This window comes from Pedobacter sp. FW305-3-2-15-E-R2A2, assembly GCF_038446955.1.
Lineage (GTDB): Bacteria > Bacteroidota > Bacteroidia > Sphingobacteriales > Sphingobacteriaceae > Pedobacter.
The window spans coordinates 4630529-4648858 of the sequence record NZ_CP151803.1; the positions used below are offsets into that span (position 1 = coordinate 4630529).

An 18330-nucleotide genomic window follows, 5' to 3' on the forward strand; every position below is an offset into this window, starting at 1 on the left:
TTTTAATGTTAACGAAGTAAATATAAAAAATAAAGCCGTTGTAAAACAAAAAACCCCGCGAATTGCGGGGTTTTAATGTTTGTATTATGCAGGTTTGTTTTCTGCGGTGCCTTCTGGTTTTGCTGGGCGAGGCAATAAAGCTTTTCTTGAAAGTTTCATTTTTCCTTGTTTGTCAATATCCAAAAGTTTCACCTGAATCCTGTCACCTTCTTTGAACACACCGTCCATCGTTTCTAAACGGGTCCAGTCGATCTCAGAGATGTGTAATAATCCGTCTTTTCCTGGCATGATCTCTACGAATGCACCAAATGGCATGATAGATTTCACTTTACCATCATAAGTAGCACCTATGTCTGGTTTAGCAGCAATGGCATTGATACGGCTAACTGCAGCATCAATAGCTGCTTTATTATCAGCAAAGATTTCAACGATACCTTTGTTACCTACTTCTTCGATAGAGATAGATGCGCCGGTTTCGCGTTGCATTTCCTGGATAATTTTACCGCCTGGGCCGATTACAGCGCCAATAAATTCTTTGTCAATGCTTAGAGAAACGATACGTGGCGCGTGGTCTTTGTAGTCTTCACGTGGTGCAGAGATCGTTTTCTTCATTTCGTTTAAGATGTGTAAACGGGCTTCTTTAGCTTGATTTAGTGCGTTAGTTAACACTTCCCATTTCAAACCATTGATTTTTAAATCCATCTGACAAGCAACGATACCTTTTTCAGTACCAGTAACTTTAAAGTCCATATCACCTAAATGATCTTCATCACCTAAGATATCTGAAAGGATGGCATATTTACCAGTTTTTTCATCAGTGATTAATCCCATTGCAATTCCGGATACCGGAGCTTTGATTTTAATACCTGCATCCATTAATGCTAATGTACCCGCACAAACAGTTGCCATTGACGAAGAACCGTTAGATTCTAAGATATCAGAAACGATACGGATGGTATATGGATTTTCTTCCAATCCAGGTAATACTTTCTTCAATGAACGCATGGCTAAGTTACCATGACCGATTTCACGACGACCAGCACCTCTGTTCGGACGAACCTCACCAGTAGAGAAACCAGGGAAGTTATAGTGTAATAAGAATTTGTTGTATCCATTGATGAAAGCACCATCAATCATTTGCTCATCATCTTTAGAACCTAAAGTAACGGTAGTTAATGATTGGGTTTCACCACGTGTAAATACAGCTGATCCGTGAGCAGAAGGCAAATAACCTACTTCACTCCAGATCGGACGTACTGTACGCACATCACGACCATCTAAACGAATTCCTTCGTCTAATACCAGGTTACGGATGGCATCATATTGTACATCATGGAAATATTTTTTAGCTAAGAATCCGGTTACATCATCGATATCTTCGCCTAAAGTAGCGATGAAATCCATTAAGATGGCACCGAAAGCATCACCACGCTCACCTTTGCTCGTGTTGCTTTTTGCGATTGCATATACTTTATCATAAGTAGCTGCATAAACCTGCTCCTTTAATTCAGGATTGCTGTCTTCATGAGAATAAGTACGTTTAACGGTCTTACCTACTAATTCAGCCAATTCTTTTTGTGCCTGAACCTGAACAACGATTGCTTTGTGTGCAAATTCAATTGCTTCTACCATGTCAGCTTCAGAGATCTCATCAGCTTCACCTTCCACCATCACGATGTCGTTTTCAGTACCTGCAACAAGGAATTCCATCGTTGCACGCTCAAGATCACTTACATAAGGGTTGATAACGAAGTTACCATCAATTTTAGCCACACGTACTTCAGAGATTGGTCCGTTGAAAGGGATATCTGAAACCGCGATCGCAGCCGAAGCAGCTAAACCAGCTAAACAGTCAGGCATTATATTTTTGTCAGAAGAGATCAAAGTGATCATCACCTGAGTATCTGAGTGATAATCTTCAGGGAACATCGGGCGTAAAGCGCGGTCAACCAAACGTGAAATTAAAACTTCATAATCTGATAATCTTGCTTCACGACGTAAGAATCCTCCGGGAATACGGCCTGCGGCAGCATATTTCTCCTGATAATCTACAGATAATGGTAAAAAGTCAACACCAGATTTTGCACCTACAGTAGATACTACAGTAGCCAATAACATAGTATCGCCCATTTTAACAACTACAGAACCATCAGCTTGTTTTGCTAATTTCCCTGTTTCAATTTCGATTGTTCTTCCATCGCCCAAGTCGAACGATTTTTTTATTACATTCATTTAAAGAGTGTTGTGGTGTGTTTTCCTCTTTCTACACACCTGATTTATATATATTTATTTTATTTTTCAAAGTAAAAAAGCCATCCTTTAGAATGGCTTTTCTTGATATTTTAACGCTTATTTGCTATCTCTCGAACCTAAAGGTTTGATGATATCTCTTAGCCCTAAAGCTTTGATGATAGCACGGTAACGACCAATATCTTTTTTGTACAGATAGGCCAAAATACCGCGACGTTTACCTACTAATTTTTGTAGTGACAACTGAGTAGAGAAATCTTTACGATTTTTCTTTAAATGCTCTGTTAAGTGCGCAATACGGTATGTAAATAACGCTACCTGACCTTCTGCAGAACCCGTGTTGGTTTCTACTTCGCCGTGTGTTTTGAAAATGTCGGCTTTCTTTTCTTTACTTAAATACATTTCTTGAATGATACTAAAGTGTGTATGGATTAATTAATTGGCTGCAAAGATAGTTTAAGTTTTAATGATTCGCAAGTTGTGAGCCCACAATTGTCATCTGCTTTTAATTTACGATGCGGGAGCAAATATAAATAAAATCTAAACCCTATTTTTGCCCTCAGAACGAAGAAAACATGGAAAAGAACGAATACAGCATATTTGAAAGCGAATTAAAAGTACGTCCGGATGACATAGATATGTTTCAACACGTACACAACAGCAAATACTTCGATTATGTACTTGCCGCCAGGTATGACCAGATGGAGCAATTCTATAAAATGCCTATGGAATCTTTTCTGGAAAGTGGTTTTGGCTGGGTAGTACGTACTGCTCATGTAGAGTTCAAGCGCCCGCTCATCCTTGGAGATGTAATTGCCGTCCGCACCGGAATTCTGACCATTAATGAAAAAGGATGCAGGGTACAATTTGAAATTGAAAATAAGCGTACCGGAAAAATCGCATCCGATGGATGGTTCGACTATGTCATGATCGACACGAATACCGGAAAAGGCTGCAAAGTGAATGAAGAAATGATTCAGGCTTACAGCATTTAAATCTTCCTCTTAACCGCAATATACCAGCTCCGGGGCTCCCCGGGGTTTGCCCCATTTTATACCCGATTTTTGCACGTTGCTTACCCGCCTTTAACACGCTTTCAAGCGTGGTTGCACCGAGTATAGACCGAGGATAGAGCGTGGTTAGAGCCTGTATAGCCGGGAGCAGGTATTTACTGTCTTATCCGTGTATGGCTATACAGGTTATTGAATTAATTTTAAATTGACTATACACTCAAATTTGTTATTCCTGATCGGGTTATACAAGTTTGATTTTCCTTTGTTTTGTACTTTTTAGGCTTCCATCTTTTCTTAAAGATTCCCCGTTTAAGATGCGCCTGTTCTGGTGTGAGATAATCACAGCTTGCATGCGGTCTTAGTTGGTTATAAGTTTGAATATTCTCTCTGATTCTCTTTGTTGTTTCTTTAAAACTTGCTTTAGAACTATGCATATCAAACTCCGCTTTTAATATTCCATTTACCCGTTCTGCTATTGCATTTTCATAAGGGTCTCCATTTTCAGTCATGCTTATTGCTACCTGATTTTCGGTAAGCAGGTCCACATAGTTTTTACTACAATATTGTGATCCCCGATCAGAATGATGTATGAGCTGATCTTGGGGGTGTTTACGTGTTTTGACAGCCATATCAAGCGCGTCTATACATCCTTGAGCAGATAAATCAGTCCTAAAAGCCCATCCCATGATCTTTTTAGAATAGGCATCTGTGATAAGGCTTAGATATCCCCACTGTTTTGTCAACTGAATATAAGTAATATCACTTACCCAGACCTGTTCGGGACGGTGGATGATCAATTCCTTGATCTGGTTATTATATTTTCGCATCCAATGCCTTGAATTAGTTGTCACCGCTTTCCTTTTTCGTGTTCTGATATGGAGGCCATGCTCCCGCATTAGGCGAAATAAATAGTCCCTTCCAATTTTAATATCGTGCGCTGACAACACTTCCTGCAGCATAAAATGCAGTTTCAACGTACCTATTCGCTTTTGCTTTTCCCGAATACGCAGTACATGCTGCAAAATGATCTCATCTTTTAAACCCTCATCCTGTACTCGCCACTGGTGGTCGTAATACGCATGTCTTGTTTTGCCAAACAGTCTGCACAGCAACCTGATCCCAAGTTTTGGGAAGTCCTGTTTCATTTTGATGACTGCCTGGCACCAGACTTTTTTCTGATGTCGATTTTAAGCTGTTCTTCTGCAATATCGATCAGAGTATCAAGGGCCTGGATTTTCAAATTGGCCTCTGCCAAAGCTTTTTGTAAAGCTTCGAGTTCTGTACTACTGGAATCAGTTGTCGTGTTTTTGGCCACTTCTAGAGGTTTGAGAAGGCTAATCTCTACATTTTCTTCCTTATTTTTCTTGATCCAGTGTCTTATAATACTTGGATGGGAAATATTATATGAAACCTGGGCCTCCCGAATGCTCATACCGTTTTCTACCGCCCGAATTACCGAACGTCTTTCTGACGGTGTATAGGATTTACGTTTTGAACCCGATAAACCCGAGTTTCCCAGCCATTCTACAAGCGTGCTGCTTGACATACCGTATTCTTCCATAAGATCTCTACGGGGAACGCCTTGGGCTTCGAGCTCCACAATATGCGCTATTAATCGCTTGTCATAACGCTGATTTTTACTCCTTCTTTCTGAAATGATAAATTCTGTTTCTGTTATTTCCATACACTGTTTTTTTGTATAGCCTTTTTAGGAATGGACATACCAGTCTTTTAGCTGTCTTATTCCTGATATAGCTTTACAAAAAACAGCTGATTTCAGGATGTTCCTGTCGGATCAACGAAGCATCAGCCCAGCTGCTCCGAATAACAAAAAATATTTTCTTTTTTTAAGATTTAACCATAAAAAAACTATATTTGGTACTTAACTAAACCGCAATACGATGATTGTATTCGCAGTCCGTTTAAGGTTCTAAGACCGAGGACTCCCCTCCTTCCACCAATTAAAAGATTCAGCATTCATGCTGACGACGGTTTATTGTATCCATTTTCCCCTATTTATGTCAAATCAGCAAACAGCTTCAACAGGCAAGCTATCTCAAATTTTAAATCTTTTAAAACAGGCCCTTAAGGGCGAAGACCTTGATTTCACTCAAGGCAGTATCCGAAGGGCAGTGCTCCTTCTCGCCATTCCGATGATGTTGGAAATGGCGATGGAATCTGTATTTGCGCTCGTGGATCTTTATTTTGTAGGCCACCTTCACAATAGCAGTCATGCGATACAAACAGTAGGATTAACAGAATCGGTATTGACGATCATTTACTCTCTGGCAATAGGGATGAGTATGGCCGCAACAGCAGTCGTAGCCCGTAGAATCGGCGAGAAAAACCCGGAAGCCGCGGCAAAAGCAGGTGTTCAGGCGATCATCGTCGCGGTGGCCGTTAATATTGTCATCAGCATTTTAGGTGTTATCTATGCTTCAGATATCCTGTTGCTCATGGGAGCCTCCGCAGAAACAGCTGCACAGGGTACCCCATTTGCAAGAATCATGATGGGCGGAAGTGTGATCATCGTACTCCTTTTCCTGATCAACGGTATTTTCAGAGGTGCAGGAAATGCGGCCATCGCCATGAAGAGTTTGTGGATTGCCAATATTGCCAATATCATCTTATGTCCGGTCCTCATTAATGGCTTTGGCCCGATTCCGGCATTTGGATTAACAGGTGCCGCCATCGCGACCACCATCGGCAGAGGAATCGGTGTTTGTTATCAGGTGTATCACCTGATCAGTGGAAAAAGTTTGTTAAAGCTCCATTTATCCTATTTCAAACCCCATTTCGAACAAATAAAAGCACTGTTAAAAATTGCCACCCCAGGGATCTTTCAATTCATCATCGCTTCCTGCAGCTGGATCTTTCTGGCACAACTGGTAGCGACCACGGGAGGAGATCATGGTTCCGCAGGTTATCAGACCGCATTGAGGTTGATGATGTTCTTTATGTTGCCTGCGTGGGGCATGAGTAATGCTGCAGCAACATTAGTTGGACAAAACCTGGGTGCAAAAAGCCTGGATCGTGCAGAACAATCGGTGATGAAGACTGCTAAGTACATCGTTATTTATATGATCACGGTAATGGCATTTACATTTATTGGCGGATATTATTTTATCTCCTTCTTTACCAACGACAAACTCGTTCAGGAAGTGGCACTTCATGCTTTACAGATCATGAGTCTTGGTTATATCTTTTATGGAATCGGGATGGTATTGATCAGCACTTTTAATGGCGCCGGCGATACCTGGACCCCGACATGGGTTAACTTCTTCGGATTTTGGCTGTTTCAGATCCCATTGGCATTCTTATTGGCAAAACATTTTGAGATGGGACCGACAGGGGTATTTATTGCGATTCCTGTCGCAGAGACAGGGATTGCCATTGCAGGATATATCCTGTTCAAAAAAGGGAGGTGGAAGACGATTAAGGTGTAATACATTTTGCTATAGAAATTAAGGTCTTTTCTAAAAAGAAGCATTACCATTCAAAGGCTGGAATCTTTTGCGCTGAAAAAGCGCAAAATTTCCTAGGCCTTTTCCTGGAACGCATCTTTTTTTGAGAAATTAAGTTCCTTCCGGGCAGAACTGTATAGACAAGTGCGGGGAAGGGAAAAAGGGACATGGTTTTGGGTAAAATTATGTGATTATTGTATAAGGTATAATATATACTTTTGACAAATCAAAAACGATAATGAGTATGAAGAAAACCTTTACTTTTACCTTTACTAAAACTATTTTATCATTTGCCTTTCTTGCGCTGGTTCTTTCCGGGAATGTAAGTTATGGCCAACAGGCCGGCACAGATTCAGAAACCGGGAAACACCTGGTGAAATGGAATGTTGCGGCCCTGGCTCTTAAAAACTATTCTTTTCAGTACGAGCAGGCTATCGGCAGAAAAACATCTTTGGCGCTTGGGCTTAGGTTTATGCCTAAATCAAGTATGCCATTCAGTACGCTCCTTAAGAATGGAATTGATGATGACCAGACCTGGGAAAGCATTAAAGATTTTAAAACAGGAAACTTCTCCATCACTCCTGAATTCAGGTATTATTTTGGAGAAAGTGTTTTCCAGGGATTTTATGTTGCTCCTTTTGTGAGGTATGCGAGGTACAATGCAGACCTTCCTTTTAACTATGAATACCAACAAAATGGAACCAGTATTAAAGGTAAAATGGACTTTAGCGGAGGCGTGGATACTTTTACTGGAGGTGTTCTAATTGGTGCGCAATGGAGTTTAAGCAAGTCCATCTCGCTTGATTTATGGATAATCGGTCCAAATTATGGATTTGCGTCCGGAAATATCGCTGGCAAGAAAACATTAAACTCAATGGAACAAGATGAACTGAGAAAAGCGCTTAACGACGACTTCAGTGACCTTCCTTTGGTAAAAACCAAATCTACTGTCGACGGTAATGGTGCCAAAATAGATTTTGATGGCCCATGGGCAGGTCTAAGATCTGGCTTAAGCATTGGATACAGATTTTAAGTTCAATTCCTGTTAAAAAAGAAAGCGTGTTGTGGTGAACAACACGCTTTCTTTTTTAGCGCTCGATAAAGCCTTACCCCTAACATAACCGGTTAAATCAGTTTTATGTTTCTCTGAAAACCTGCTCAAAATAGTTAAACACCATCGAATTGAACGCGTTTTGAGGGTTTCCCCAATTAAGTACAGAATTATTCAAAAAACTGAAATCCTCTTGGAAGACATTCGAATATTTGCCCTTCAGCAAAGATTCGGGGATGAAAAGAGCGATTACAGTTTTTACACTTCAGTAATTATCCTATGGTTTCTTTTACTAGCTTGGTATAAAAATCATTCAATTTCATACCCGCAGCAGCTACCTGTTGAGGAATAAAGCTTGTGGCGGTCTGTCCTGGAATCGTATTAATCTCAATGAAGTAAAAATCGCCTTCATCTTCCGTCAGGATAAAATCAATACGCACCACACCACTACAGTTTAGTTTCAGGTATACCATTTCTGCGATCTGGGCTACTCTTGATTTTGTTTCGGCTCTGATTGGGGCCGGTGTCGTTTCTGTAGCTACCCCTGGCGTATATTTCGCTTCAAAGTCAAAGAACTCTTTCGCTGTTTCCACTTCCGTTACCGGCAATACCTTTATTTTTCCATCCAGTCTGACTACACCTACTGTAAACTCCCGGCCGGATATAAACTCTTCGATCAACAGCTGATCATCTTCTTTAAAAGCTTTATCAATTGCCTTTTGCAGGTCAGCACCATGGGTAACTTTACTCATTCCAATGCTGCTTCCCCCGTTATTGGGCTTCACAAAGTATGGGAGTTTGAGGTCTTTCTTAATTTGTTCTATGCTATAACCTGTATTTTTAAAAACCTGTACAGATTTGGCGACGTGAAGGTTTTCAATACCTGTCACAATCGATTTTGTATAACCTTTATTCATGGTAACGGCCGAAGTGAGCGCGTTACAAGTGGTATATGGAAGGCCGATCATATCAAAATAACCTTGCAATTTCCCATCTTCACCCGGGGAGCCATGGATCGCAATAAATACGCCGTCAAATGTAATTTTTCTACCTTTAATGTTCAGGGAGAAGTCGTTACGGTCAACTTCAATTTTCAGGGAGTCCGCAGGTTCATAAAACCAACCTTGTTGGGTTAGCATAATTTTATAAACATCAAACTTGTCGGCATCCAGATTTTGGGCGATAGTGGCTGCACTTTTAACCGATACGACCCACTCACCTGTGGTACCACCGGTTAGTAATGCTAATGTTTTCTTCATTTTTAAGCGTGTTAAAACCTATTAAAAGTAATAAGTTAAATGTATGCACAAATATAAATTAGTTGGTGCAGATGTTATTTTAATTCCAATAAAATATTTTTTTAGTCTAAATTTGGGCGAAATACAATAAGAACGAAAAAAACACCTATGAGCAAATTCATATCTTACCTAAAGACGAAATCCTTTAGAAACAACTTTATTGCCGCGATTGTAACTGTAGTGGTGATTGTACTGGCTGCTTTCTTTAGTTTAAGATATTACACCAAACATGGCGAGGGATTAAATGTCCCGGTATTAAAGGGCCTTGCCTTTACGCAAGCGGTAAGTAAGCTGGAAGATCTTGGGCTTCGTTATGAGGTAGACTCTGTTTTTGTGATGGATTCGCCTCCGGGAATTGTGATTGATCAGGATCCTGAAGCCAACACTTTTGTAAAAGGCAACAGAACGATTTATTTAACCGTAAATGTAGCCCTGGCACCGAATGTTAAATTTCCGGATATCGAGTTTAAACCTTTGAGAGAAGCGCAGGCGCTGATTGAGAATTATGGGCTTAAACTTGGGGACACCACTTACAGATCTGATGTGAGCAGGGATGTAGTCCTTCAGGCTATGTTTGGCGGACAGCCGCTTAAAGCTGGGGAGTCTTTACCTAAAGGTTCCAGAATTGATTTTGTATTAGGTGATGGAAAAGGAAATGAAGAAGTTGACATTCCTTCCCTAATCGGCCTGACTAAAGATGAGGCTGTTTTTGCTTTAAAAAATGGAGCAATGCTTACCTTAGGTACGGTTACTTATGAAGGAGAGATTATCGACAGTGCAAATGCCGTTATTATCAGACAGGATCCTTTCCTGACAGACTCTGTTTCGAAAGTTAAAATCGGCACGCCGGTAAACATTACCTTATCCAACAAGAAATAATTTTACGATCATTTTATGACAAACGAGAAAAGCTTTAAAACAAAAACTAAGGTAATATTAGGGGCATTATTGGTCCTGCTGGTTATTGGAGGATATTACGGATTACAATTCTATAAGGTTTACTTTGCACCTAATACGACAGGAAAAGAGAAATATCTTTATGTAAGAACGGGACATACACTGGATGATTTATTTGAAGAAATTCGTCGTAAGGACATCCTGACGGATATCGGAACGTTTAGTCAGGCTGCAGCAAAGATGGACTTAAAAGGTGCTTTGAAACCGGGACGTTATAAGATTGCTAAAGGAATGACGAACCGCGGCTTGATCAATATGCTGAAAGCAGGAAATCAGGAACCGGTAAAGCTGAAGTTTCAGAACATCAGAAAGAAAGAGAATTTTGCCGGATATCTGGCGAAAAGCCTGGAGTCTGACTCGCTTACTTTCATCAAATTGCTGGATTCAGCAGCCTTGATTGAAAAATATGGCTTCAATAAAGACAATAGCTATACGATGTTTATTCCGAACACTTACGAGTTGTACTGGAATACCTCCCCTTCCGAGTTCTTTGAGAAAATGCAAAAAGAATATGAGAAGTTCTGGAATGACTCGCGCAAGGCGAAAGCAGCGGCATTAAATTTAAGCCCTATCCAGGTTTCTATTCTTGCTTCAATTGTAGATGCGGAGGCTTTGTACGACAAAGAGATGCCGATTATTGCAGGTTTATACCTGAACCGATTGAACAAGGGAATCCTGCTTCAGGCAGATCCAACAGTGATTTATGCGAATGATGATTTTACCGTAAAAAGAGTTACCAATTCTCTTTTACAGGTGCAGTCCAGATACAATACCTACAAATATGCAGGATTGCCTCCGGGACCGATCATGATGCCTAGTATCAATGCGATTGATGCAGTATTGAACAAAGACAATAACAACTACATTTATATGTGTGCGAAAGAGGATTTTTCTGGCTTTCATAATTTTGCAGTTACCGTTCAGGAACATGAGACCAATGCAAAGAAATACAGAGAAGCTTTAAACAAACGCAACATTTACAAATAGGATGTATACACATAGCACTAAGGTTAGGGTACGTTACGGAGAAACGGACCAGATGGGATACGTATATTATGGCAATTACGCCGAGTATTATGAGGTGGCAAGGGTAGAGATGCTTCGCAGCCTTGGGATGGATTATGCCAGCATGGAAAGCAGCGGAGTGATGATGCCTGTTTTAGAGCTGAATTGCAAATACATCAAACCGGCGTTATATGATCAGGAGATTACCATCAAAACGACCATTCATGACCTTCCGGGTGTCCGCATACATTTTGTGTATGAATTGTTCAATGAAGCGGAAGAACTGATCAACATCGGAAAAACAACGCTGGTATTTGTGGATATGGCGAAAAATAAACCTTGCTCTCCTCCTGAAAATTTCATGGAAAAGTTAAAGGGATTTTTTAATTAAATTTGATAGATGGAGTGGGTACATAGGCAATTGTTAAAAGTCAGGATTTATGCTTTGTTTATCGCCTGGACCAAAGTATGTGTACTTCCTGGTTTCAGCCCGCTACCGCTTTATACTGTTGCTTCGTTTTTTTTCAAAGAGATTGGGAAGGATTCTTTAGTCAATAAGGCTTCTTCCCTTGCTTATAACTTCATGTTGGCGCTATTTCCTGCCATCATCTTCCTCTTTACCTTAATTCCATTTATTCCAAGGCGTATAGGCTTCCAGAAGCAACTGATGGACTTCATTGTGCTCATCCTGCCAGCTGACGCTTACAGAGCCTTTGAAACGACTTTAAATGAGATCGTGAATAAGCCTAACCGGGGATTGTTATCCTTTGGTTTCTTCCTGTCTTTATTCTTTGCTACAAATGGTGTACATAGCCTTATGATGGCTTTTAATAAGTCGTCCCTGATCATAGAGACCAGGACCTGGGTAAAACAACGCTTAATTGCAATATTATTGACGGTAGCCATTGCCCTATCGGTGATCATATGTATCGTTGCCATGACGATTGGAGAAGTGGCTTTAAATTATATAGATGGTGAGTTGAACATTAAAGGGAACTTTATTGCCTACGTGATTCAATTGACACGATGGTCGCTCCTGGGGATTCTGTATTTTGTGACGATTTCTATTCTGTACAAATACGGACCGGCACATGCGAAGAAATGGAAATTCTTCAGCGCAGGTTCCTGCCTGGCCACCGTCCTCGCATTTTTGACGATCTGGGGTTTCTCTTTTTACATCAACAATTTCAGTTCCTACAATAAAGTATATGGTTCGATCAGTACTTTAATTGTCCTGATGATCTGGCTTTATCTGAATTCTTTGATCTTATTGGTCGGATTTGAGCTCAATGCAAGTGTAGATTTATCGAAAAGAAGTGTGAAAATCATCAGGCCGAACTTCAATATGTTCAAAAAAACGCTTTCTGACAGGGATAATTCAGAAAGATAAAAAATTTTTCTAACTCATCTTTAAGGGCTTATCAAGTTTTCGTTAATTTATCTGATTCATAATTTGCAGAATCAAGCGGTATTTGTACTTTTGTCGCGGAGAGTTGGCAGAGTGGTCGATTGCGGCAGTCTTGAAAACTGTTGACTTGTCAAAGGGTCCGCGGGTTCGAATCCCCCACTCTCCGCCACTATGGTATCAAAACCAAGAAAAAGCCTGCAAATCGTAAGATAGCAGGCTTTTTCGTTTTTATCAGGTATCAAAATTCTCATTAATTCATATAAGATTGGTGAGTGATTCGGTGAGTAAATCTTGGAAAGGAAATGACTCACCAGAAATGAAATATCAAACTGATATTGAGCAGGTTACAAGACTAAACATCTTGATTCTCCATCACTGCAAGGCTAAATTTGTTTACTTTTTAATGTTTAACATTATGAAAACCAATTTCAGCTTGCTCTTCTACATGAAGAAGCCAAAGAATTATCAAAAAGGCGTTGCCCCTATTTATTTACGCATTACTGTGAATGGTAACCGATCAGAAGTAACCACTGGACGTAGTTGTGAACCGTCTCGATGGAATGCCCGTGTAGGCAGGGCAAATGGTAATAAAGAAGAAATAAAGACATTGAATACCTTCTTAGACCATTTACAGATCAAAGTTTATGAAGCGCACAGCCTTTTAATGGAAGCAGATGAAATGATTACTGCCGAAACGCTGCGTAATAAATTCCAGGGCAAGACGGAAAAGTGTATGACCTTAATTGAAGTCTTTAAGGATCATAACCAGAAAATGGAATCATTGATTGGAAGTGAGTTTAAAAAGGGAACAGCGGAGCGTTATCGGACCTCATTAAAGCACACGATAGAATTCATAACGTGGAAATATGGTATCGTAGATATTGAAATCAAAAAAGTTGATTATACTTTCATTTCTGAGTATGATTATTACCTCCGTTCTGTACGTAAATGCGCAAACAACTCTGCCGTAAAGTATCTGAAGAACTTTGGTAAGATTATCCGAATTTGCCTTTCTAATGGTTGGTTAAACATTGATCCGTTCTTAAACTACAAACCTAAAGTCAAAAAAGTAGATCGGGTTTATCTCAATACTGAAGAAATACAATTAATGGCGAATAAAAAGATGGCAACTGATAGACTTACCCATGTGAGGGACATCTTTTTGTTTTCCTGTTTCACCGGACTGGCTTATATAGATGTTAAAAATTTGAGAAGGATGGACATTGTCAACGGCATAGATGGCGAGAAATGGATTTCCATAAAAAGGGAGAAAACCGACACTCCTTCTCGCATTCCCTTACTGCCAATGGCCTCTGCCCTATTGAGTAAATATCAGGATAACCGGATCTGCTTAAATACCAGAATGCTGTTTCCAGTTTTAAGTAATCAGAAGATGAATAGCTATCTAAAGGAAATAGCCGATTTCTGCGGCATAGATAAGCCAATAACCTTTCATATTGCCCGGCATACTTTTGCAACAACTGTTACTCTACTGAATGGCATTCCTATTGAAAGTGTTTCAAAAATGCTAGGACATACAAATATCCAGACTACTCAACATTATGCAAAAATTCTGGATATTAAAGTTGGTGCTGATATGGCGCTATTGAAAAAGAAATATGCTGTAATTTAATTTATAGGACCACACAATATTTAACTCTTCTTAGCGTCCTTATATATGAGAGCGTTAATTTATAAAGCGGGAATGGTCGGAGATCATTTCCGCTTTTCTTGTTTATCTGAGTTTTTATAAGTCTAATCTTGGATATACCAACCTTGTTTTTGTTGATTGCATTGTTATTCGTTTCCCTCTGCTCGTCATTTCGTATTCCTCTTCTCTGTCAAATTCAACAACCAAGTCTTGCATTCCTAAAGACTCCAAAACCTCGGAGGCTCTTTGTCGGACAATTTCCCATTCCGGATTTGTACCCAACGTAAATTCGTCCCAAAATTCAGGAGATTTATCGCCGCTACGTTCCTCAAAAAATGTATCCAATTCAATTAATTTATTAACCTGATCTGGTGTCAATAAATTATTGTCGAGGAAGGAATGATAAGACATCGTAAAGTAAGTATGGAACTCTAATGCCATCTCATCACAGGTCATACCTATTCCAATAATTTCAGCTTGTCTTTTTGCATCACATGACAGCGTTATCAGATTCGTTACAAACTCTCCGAATTTCCAACATGTAAGATTGTGGTCAAGTGTTAAATCTGTATCACCATAATTGAATGTCGGTTCAAATTTCATCGTTCTATAGCAAATTTATTTTTTTCGTTTAATACGTGCGTAAAGTTCCATTACAGTATGATTAAGCTCATCCTGATTAGCCCAACGTGCTATAATGTGCCCATAGACTTCATATTCAGCTACATTAAAGCCATCCTCTATATCGTCGTAATAAATAACTTCATTTCCAAAAATTGCAACCACCCAAAAACCACCCCCTTCAGCTCCATAATCTTTTTCCTGCCATTTTCTGGGTTCTATTTTTATCAGGTTCCAGAAATTCAATAATTCATCATCTAATTCTAACTCACCCCTTAAAATCCATTCTTCTAATTCGCCTAATGAAATTGGTGTCCACATATTAAATGTTATAAAATATATTCGTGTGTTGTTGGCTAACAATTGTAGTTAGACTAAAGCATCTTTTTTCCATCATAATTAAGATAGTGAAGATAACGTAATGCGTTTATACAGTGATGTCCCCAATGATTTGAGAATCCCCACTTCAATTGCCAAAAAGCATCTTCTATAGCTTCGTCTGTTTCCATTTTGTCAATTTGTGATAGTGATTTTTTTAAATCCACATAGATATCCATGAAGTCATCAGATAGCATTCCTTGTGAAGCTTCTTTGTCAGACAAAGAAGCTTCTTCATCTAGCCTTCCCTTCATTTCTAAATATCCTGGATCATGAACTTCCCAATAATATTCTTGTAATCCAAGCTCAGAAATCAGATTAACATTCTTGTTTTCAAAATCATTCTTGAACTCACTTTCAGCAGAAGAATATTTTAATTCAATTAAGTCTAACTTATGTCCTGCATAATAAAGCTCTAAAAGCTTTACATGTGCTTCCGAATAAAACACATTTTTATCGATATCTGGAGTTTCTAAAAGTTCAACAAATTGCCTGGCCTTCGACAGAAAAATATTTGTGGTTGATCGTTCAATAAACTCCTTTAAATCAGCTGAGAGATCGTATGCTTTCATTTTTTTGATTTGCGTTCAGCTCCTAGCCCACTATTTATTTAGATTTTCATATTCTTCATTGAAAAACTCACTCAGGCTCACACCGAAGCAATTTAAAATATTGATCAATGTGCCAATAGTTATATTGGCGCTTCCAGCCTCATACTTACCATACTGAGAACGATTCAAGTTATTTTCATAAGAAAACGTATCTGGACTTGTATAACCTTTGGATTTACGAAGGCTTTTAAGTCTTAAACCTATCTTCTTTAATTCTTGTTCACTTGTTAAAAGATTCTTGTTTGCCATGAAATAAAGTAAAGGAAATACTCCATTTTAATACACTCCATAAAAAGAGTATTTTTATTTGGAGTATACAAGCTATATCCTTATCTTAGAGTATTAAATAATTATATATGCGATAATAAACAGTTATTAAGACATTAAGGGTCTTGCGGTTGCATTTCTGAAGCCGTAACGCAAGACAGCAGAATACCAAGCCTATTTACTAATATGCTATATTTGCATATTCCTAAAATAGGTGCGGGACTGCTGTACACTCGTGTTACGTAAGGCTTCAGAAACTTTTATGCAACCACGAGATGCAGTTCCGCACCTATTTCTGCATCTCCAGGGCTCAGTTAATTTTCAAAATTATGAGCAACAAAAGAAACCTTCGGTACAATCAGCTTACGGATAAGCAGATCTTAAACCCTCACACCTTCATTGCGGACTTTTGCAGATATGAAATTGACATAGAAGCCTTCCGCACACAAATCCACGACCTGATTCGCTCTGCATGCAGCACCATACAACACGGTAAAAGCGAAGAGTATTTTTATAATTACAGATGTCTACTTAAACTTTTAGAAGCCGGACACATCTTCTTTTGTAAGGGTACAAAATTCTCGCTTCATTGTGCTTCTTCCAATGCCTCACCTTGTACAAAAGACCTCACCCGTTATTACAACGTATTAATAAGCACCCATTTTAAAAGTCTTTCTCAGGAAGAGATTAAAAACACCCATTGCTTTTTTAAAGATTTTTTCAATTTTCTAAGCCTGAACGAATGGCGGTTAATGTTGAGCCGGATTGTTGAATACGCCTATCGTCAGACAACCATTGATGAGGTCATTGAGGATGGAAGCGCGATGGTAATTGTAAAAGAGTATCTGGAAAAGCTGATAGAGGTCATTTACCTGATTGACATTACGCAAACTGTACTCTATGTAAGCAATACCACAACCGTAAACTAAAGTCATATACACACTTAAAACTAATGTTATGAACGAACAGATTAGCAAATACAGGATCAATGAATATTTGTACAACCTAAACGTATGGCAATACCGCAAAGCAATACAAATTCTTCCAAAACTATTGGGCGTTTCCTTAAACACATTTCACAATTACCGGAAAATTCTGATAAATGATGTTCAGGATATTCCCTACGAAAAAGTAGTCATCATGGAACAATTGTTTGACTTTGAGCCGGGAACACTTGCAAGTCAAAATCCGGAAGCCCGAAGTTTAAAAGAACTCCTCCATTGAGTGTTAAGGCTTCTTACCGCCCGTTAGAGCAGAGACCTTTTCCGTAAACACCAGAGCAAAATCCCAATTGGGCAATGAGCGCAAGGGATTTTGCAGGCCGAAAATGCGCGTGGGGCAAAACTGCCTTTGTAAAATCCACCACCATTACCGGCTAAGTCCTTGGCCCTGATCGTGATTTTGACCTTTCCGTTTTTTTCTTCTTCTTTTTTCCGCTTCCTCCACCGGGTTTATATCCAATCCGGGACTATACACTGGCTCCATCAGAATCTCAAAGAAATCGGAAGCAGTCCTACCTATGCTTTGAAACATATCGGCTGTAGAATGGAAAAGACCTGCTGCCACCTCTTTTGCCAGATCATTTGCAATGGATTTGGAATGATAATTTCGTTCTGCACCAAATTCCAATGCACACAACTGCTCTTTTTGTTTTAGATCTCCATTCTTATGGATATTGGCATAAGCCATGGTATCTTTTAGTTGTCTGTCGAAATGAAAGAACTGATCAAAAACAGTTTCACCGGACTGCTTAAAAGCTACCCGGTGAAATTGTCCTAGTTTTTTGGAATGCTTTTCGTTCTTTCCTGTAGAATTGTTCATAGGACTCAGTTTAATCTTATTGGTAGCATCCTTACGGCTAACTATGATCTGAATGTGCATCTGCTCACCTTCTTTACGTTCTCCTCGCTTTTTAACGCCCTCTAAGACTTCTTTATCTTTATAGCCATAGTAACGGTAGTTTTCTATCTTACCGAACCACATCAGGTCTTTAGCGCTGTCAATTCCTGTACGTTTAAAATTCCTGGCATATTCATCCATTACTTTTTCCGCGTACCTTTTCAATTGATCCTTAACACCCGCTGCTCCAAACCGCTCTTTCAGGAAGTTTAGTTCCTTTTGACTTGGGCTGATATTGATCAGGAAGAATTTAGCATCAGTTTTACAAAGCTTTGCAATATTACCATCAATAGCCCTTCTGACTTCAAAAGGCTCGATATGCTGGCTATTGTGATTAAACCAATACTCAGGTTCTTGTTTATTGTACAACCTGTTTTCCTTTTCCAGATAACAGGTAAGCTCACTACTGCTCCCTTTATTATTTGAGGTTTCACTATCGGTAATATTGATATACATA

Annotated in this window: 20 protein-coding genes and 1 tRNA gene; 11 read left to right on the forward strand and 10 right to left on the reverse strand. The window is 39.3% G+C overall.

The window, feature by feature from the left end; genetic code table 11:
* Positions 1 to 84: 84 nt before the first annotated feature.
* Together pnp and rpsO are read right to left on the reverse strand one after the other, a co-directional pair.
* The gene (gene pnp, locus AAFF35_RS18645; RefSeq protein ID WP_342328042.1) at positions 85 to 2232 is read right to left on the reverse strand and encodes a polyribonucleotide nucleotidyltransferase; all 2148 of its coding nucleotides are present in this window, start codon (positions 2230 to 2232) and stop codon (positions 85 to 87) included.
* A gap of 117 nt (positions 2233 to 2349) precedes the next feature.
* Positions 2350 to 2652, reverse strand: a complete 303-nt coding sequence (rpsO, locus tag AAFF35_RS18650; protein WP_124582841.1) for a 30S ribosomal protein S15 — start codon at positions 2650 to 2652, stop codon at positions 2350 to 2352.
* Positions 2653 to 2825: 173 nt separating this feature from the next.
* Here rpsO and AAFF35_RS18655 point away from each other — a divergent pair, with 173 nt between their 5' ends.
* Positions 2826 to 3245 carry an acyl-CoA thioesterase gene (locus AAFF35_RS18655; RefSeq protein WP_342328043.1) on the forward strand — a complete coding sequence of 140 codons (420 nt, stop codon included), beginning with the start codon at positions 2826 to 2828 and terminating at the stop codon, positions 3243 to 3245.
* 227 nt (positions 3246 to 3472) lie between these two features.
* Here AAFF35_RS18655 and AAFF35_RS18660 read toward each other — a convergent pair whose 3' ends face one another.
* Both AAFF35_RS18660 and AAFF35_RS18665 read right to left on the reverse strand, forming a co-directional pair.
* Positions 3473 to 4408 (reverse strand): IS3 family transposase, encoded by a 936-nt coding sequence (locus AAFF35_RS18660; protein ID WP_342328044.1) that lies wholly within the window; start codon positions 4406 to 4408, stop codon positions 3473 to 3475.
* On the reverse strand, positions 4405 to 4947 hold the full coding sequence (locus AAFF35_RS18665) for a hypothetical protein (protein ID WP_342328045.1): 543 nt from the start codon (positions 4945 to 4947) through the stop codon (positions 4405 to 4407). The genes AAFF35_RS18660 and AAFF35_RS18665 overlap by 4 nt, the downstream gene beginning before the upstream one ends.
* Before the next feature lie 334 nt (positions 4948 to 5281).
* On the opposite strand from AAFF35_RS18665, the gene AAFF35_RS18670 reads away from it, so the two are divergent.
* Positions 5282 to 6709 (forward strand): MATE family efflux transporter, encoded by a 1428-nt coding sequence (locus tag AAFF35_RS18670; RefSeq protein ID WP_342328046.1) that lies wholly within the window; start codon positions 5282 to 5284, stop codon positions 6707 to 6709.
* 262 nt (positions 6710 to 6971) lie between these two features.
* Positions 6972 to 7760: a DUF3575 domain-containing protein gene (locus tag AAFF35_RS18675; protein ID WP_342328047.1), complete on the forward strand. Its 789-nt coding sequence runs from the start codon at positions 6972 to 6974 to the stop codon at positions 7758 to 7760.
* A 290-nt stretch (positions 7761 to 8050) separates the two neighbouring features.
* On the opposite strand, the gene AAFF35_RS18680 is transcribed toward AAFF35_RS18675, so the two are convergent.
* Complete coding sequence (locus AAFF35_RS18680; RefSeq protein ID WP_342328048.1) at positions 8051 to 9037, reverse strand: D-alanine--D-alanine ligase; 987 nt, start codon at positions 9035 to 9037, stop codon at positions 8051 to 8053.
* Between the two features lie 147 nt (positions 9038 to 9184).
* Here AAFF35_RS18680 and AAFF35_RS18685 point away from each other — a divergent pair, with 147 nt between their 5' ends.
* The 6 genes from AAFF35_RS18685 to AAFF35_RS18710 all read left to right on the forward strand — a co-directional run bounded on the left by AAFF35_RS18685 (position 9185) and on the right by AAFF35_RS18710 (position 14079).
* Positions 9185 to 9955 (forward strand): PASTA domain-containing protein, encoded by a 771-nt coding sequence (locus tag AAFF35_RS18685; RefSeq protein WP_342328049.1) that lies wholly within the window; start codon positions 9185 to 9187, stop codon positions 9953 to 9955.
* Between the two features lie 15 nt (positions 9956 to 9970).
* On the forward strand, positions 9971 to 11020 hold the full coding sequence (gene mltG / locus AAFF35_RS18690) for an endolytic transglycosylase MltG (protein ID WP_342328050.1): 1050 nt from the start codon (positions 9971 to 9973) through the stop codon (positions 11018 to 11020).
* Between the two features lies 1 nt (position 11021).
* Positions 11022 to 11429, forward strand: a complete 408-nt coding sequence (locus tag AAFF35_RS18695) for a thioesterase family protein (RefSeq protein WP_124582855.1) — start codon at positions 11022 to 11024, stop codon at positions 11427 to 11429.
* A 9-nt stretch (positions 11430 to 11438) separates the two neighbouring features.
* Positions 11439 to 12428, forward strand: coding sequence for a YihY/virulence factor BrkB family protein (locus AAFF35_RS18700; protein WP_342328051.1), 990 nt, complete (start codon positions 11439 to 11441; stop codon positions 12426 to 12428).
* A 97-nt stretch (positions 12429 to 12525) separates the two neighbouring features.
* Positions 12526 to 12615: transfer RNA gene (locus tag AAFF35_RS18705), tRNA-Ser, on the forward strand.
* Between the two features lie 246 nt (positions 12616 to 12861).
* A complete protein-coding gene (locus AAFF35_RS18710; protein ID WP_342328052.1) occupies positions 12862 to 14079 on the forward strand; it encodes a site-specific integrase in 1218 nt (405 codons plus the stop codon).
* A 114-nt stretch (positions 14080 to 14193) separates the two neighbouring features.
* Here the strand turns inward: AAFF35_RS18710 and AAFF35_RS18715 are convergent, their stop codons facing one another.
* Genes AAFF35_RS18715 through AAFF35_RS18730 form a run of 4 tightly spaced genes read right to left on the reverse strand, consistent with a single transcriptional unit; the run spans position 14194 to position 15956 of the window.
* A complete protein-coding gene (locus tag AAFF35_RS18715; protein WP_342328053.1) occupies positions 14194 to 14700 on the reverse strand; it encodes a hypothetical protein in 507 nt (168 codons plus the stop codon).
* 15 nt (positions 14701 to 14715) lie between these two features.
* Positions 14716 to 15039 (reverse strand): hypothetical protein, encoded by a 324-nt coding sequence (locus AAFF35_RS18720; RefSeq protein ID WP_342328054.1) that lies wholly within the window; start codon positions 15037 to 15039, stop codon positions 14716 to 14718.
* Positions 15040 to 15092: 53 nt separating this feature from the next.
* Complete coding sequence (locus tag AAFF35_RS18725; protein ID WP_342328055.1) at positions 15093 to 15668, reverse strand: DUF5063 domain-containing protein; 576 nt, start codon at positions 15666 to 15668, stop codon at positions 15093 to 15095.
* 30 nt (positions 15669 to 15698) lie between these two features.
* The gene (locus tag AAFF35_RS18730) at positions 15699 to 15956 is read right to left on the reverse strand and encodes a helix-turn-helix transcriptional regulator (RefSeq protein ID WP_342328056.1); all 258 of its coding nucleotides are present in this window, start codon (positions 15954 to 15956) and stop codon (positions 15699 to 15701) included.
* A gap of 347 nt (positions 15957 to 16303) precedes the next feature.
* On the opposite strand from AAFF35_RS18730, the gene AAFF35_RS18735 reads away from it, so the two are divergent.
* A complete protein-coding gene (locus AAFF35_RS18735) occupies positions 16304 to 16903 on the forward strand; it encodes a hypothetical protein (protein WP_342328057.1) in 600 nt (199 codons plus the stop codon).
* A 28-nt stretch (positions 16904 to 16931) separates the two neighbouring features.
* Positions 16932 to 17198 (forward strand): hypothetical protein, encoded by a 267-nt coding sequence (locus tag AAFF35_RS18740; RefSeq protein WP_342328058.1) that lies wholly within the window; start codon positions 16932 to 16934, stop codon positions 17196 to 17198.
* A gap of 144 nt (positions 17199 to 17342) precedes the next feature.
* On the opposite strand, the gene AAFF35_RS18745 is transcribed toward AAFF35_RS18740, so the two are convergent.
* Positions 17343 to 18329 carry a DUF5712 family protein gene (locus AAFF35_RS18745; RefSeq protein ID WP_342328059.1) on the reverse strand — a complete coding sequence of 329 codons (987 nt, stop codon included), beginning with the start codon at positions 18327 to 18329 and terminating at the stop codon, positions 17343 to 17345.
* Between the last annotated feature and the right edge of the window lies 1 nt (position 18330).

Bases quoted from the DNA above. Each gene is read 5' to 3' on its own strand.
- pnp (WP_342328042.1), bottom strand. From the start codon at position 2,232: ATGAATGTAATAAAAAAATCGTTCGACTTGGGCGATGGAAGAACAATC.
- rpsO (WP_124582841.1), bottom strand. From the start codon at position 2,652: ATGTATTTAAGTAAAGAAAAGAAAGCCGACATTTTCAAAACACACGGC.
- AAFF35_RS18655 (WP_342328043.1), top strand. From the start codon at position 2,826: ATGGAAAAGAACGAATACAGCATATTTGAAAGCGAATTAAAAGTACGT.
- AAFF35_RS18660 (WP_342328044.1), bottom strand. From the start codon at position 4,408: ATGAAACAGGACTTCCCAAAACTTGGGATCAGGTTGCTGTGCAGACTG.
- AAFF35_RS18665 (WP_342328045.1), bottom strand. From the start codon at position 4,947: ATGGAAATAACAGAAACAGAATTTATCATTTCAGAAAGAAGGAGTAAA.
- AAFF35_RS18670 (WP_342328046.1), top strand. From the start codon at position 5,282: ATGTCAAATCAGCAAACAGCTTCAACAGGCAAGCTATCTCAAATTTTA.
- AAFF35_RS18675 (WP_342328047.1), top strand. From the start codon at position 6,972: ATGAAGAAAACCTTTACTTTTACCTTTACTAAAACTATTTTATCATTT.
- AAFF35_RS18680 (WP_342328048.1), bottom strand. From the start codon at position 9,037: ATGAAGAAAACATTAGCATTACTAACCGGTGGTACCACAGGTGAGTGG.
- AAFF35_RS18685 (WP_342328049.1), top strand. From the start codon at position 9,185: ATGAGCAAATTCATATCTTACCTAAAGACGAAATCCTTTAGAAACAAC.
- mltG (WP_342328050.1), top strand. From the start codon at position 9,971: ATGACAAACGAGAAAAGCTTTAAAACAAAAACTAAGGTAATATTAGGG.
- AAFF35_RS18695 (WP_124582855.1), top strand. From the start codon at position 11,022: ATGTATACACATAGCACTAAGGTTAGGGTACGTTACGGAGAAACGGAC.
- AAFF35_RS18700 (WP_342328051.1), top strand. From the start codon at position 11,439: ATGGAGTGGGTACATAGGCAATTGTTAAAAGTCAGGATTTATGCTTTG.
- AAFF35_RS18710 (WP_342328052.1), top strand. From the start codon at position 12,862: ATGAAAACCAATTTCAGCTTGCTCTTCTACATGAAGAAGCCAAAGAAT.
- AAFF35_RS18715 (WP_342328053.1), bottom strand. From the start codon at position 14,700: ATGAAATTTGAACCGACATTCAATTATGGTGATACAGATTTAACACTT.
- AAFF35_RS18720 (WP_342328054.1), bottom strand. From the start codon at position 15,039: ATGTGGACACCAATTTCATTAGGCGAATTAGAAGAATGGATTTTAAGG.
- AAFF35_RS18725 (WP_342328055.1), bottom strand. From the start codon at position 15,668: ATGAAAGCATACGATCTCTCAGCTGATTTAAAGGAGTTTATTGAACGA.
- AAFF35_RS18730 (WP_342328056.1), bottom strand. From the start codon at position 15,956: ATGGCAAACAAGAATCTTTTAACAAGTGAACAAGAATTAAAGAAGATA.
- AAFF35_RS18735 (WP_342328057.1), top strand. From the start codon at position 16,304: ATGAGCAACAAAAGAAACCTTCGGTACAATCAGCTTACGGATAAGCAG.
- AAFF35_RS18740 (WP_342328058.1), top strand. From the start codon at position 16,932: ATGAACGAACAGATTAGCAAATACAGGATCAATGAATATTTGTACAAC.
- AAFF35_RS18745 (WP_342328059.1), bottom strand. From the start codon at position 18,329: ATGTATATCAATATTACCGATAGTGAAACCTCAAATAATAAAGGGAGC.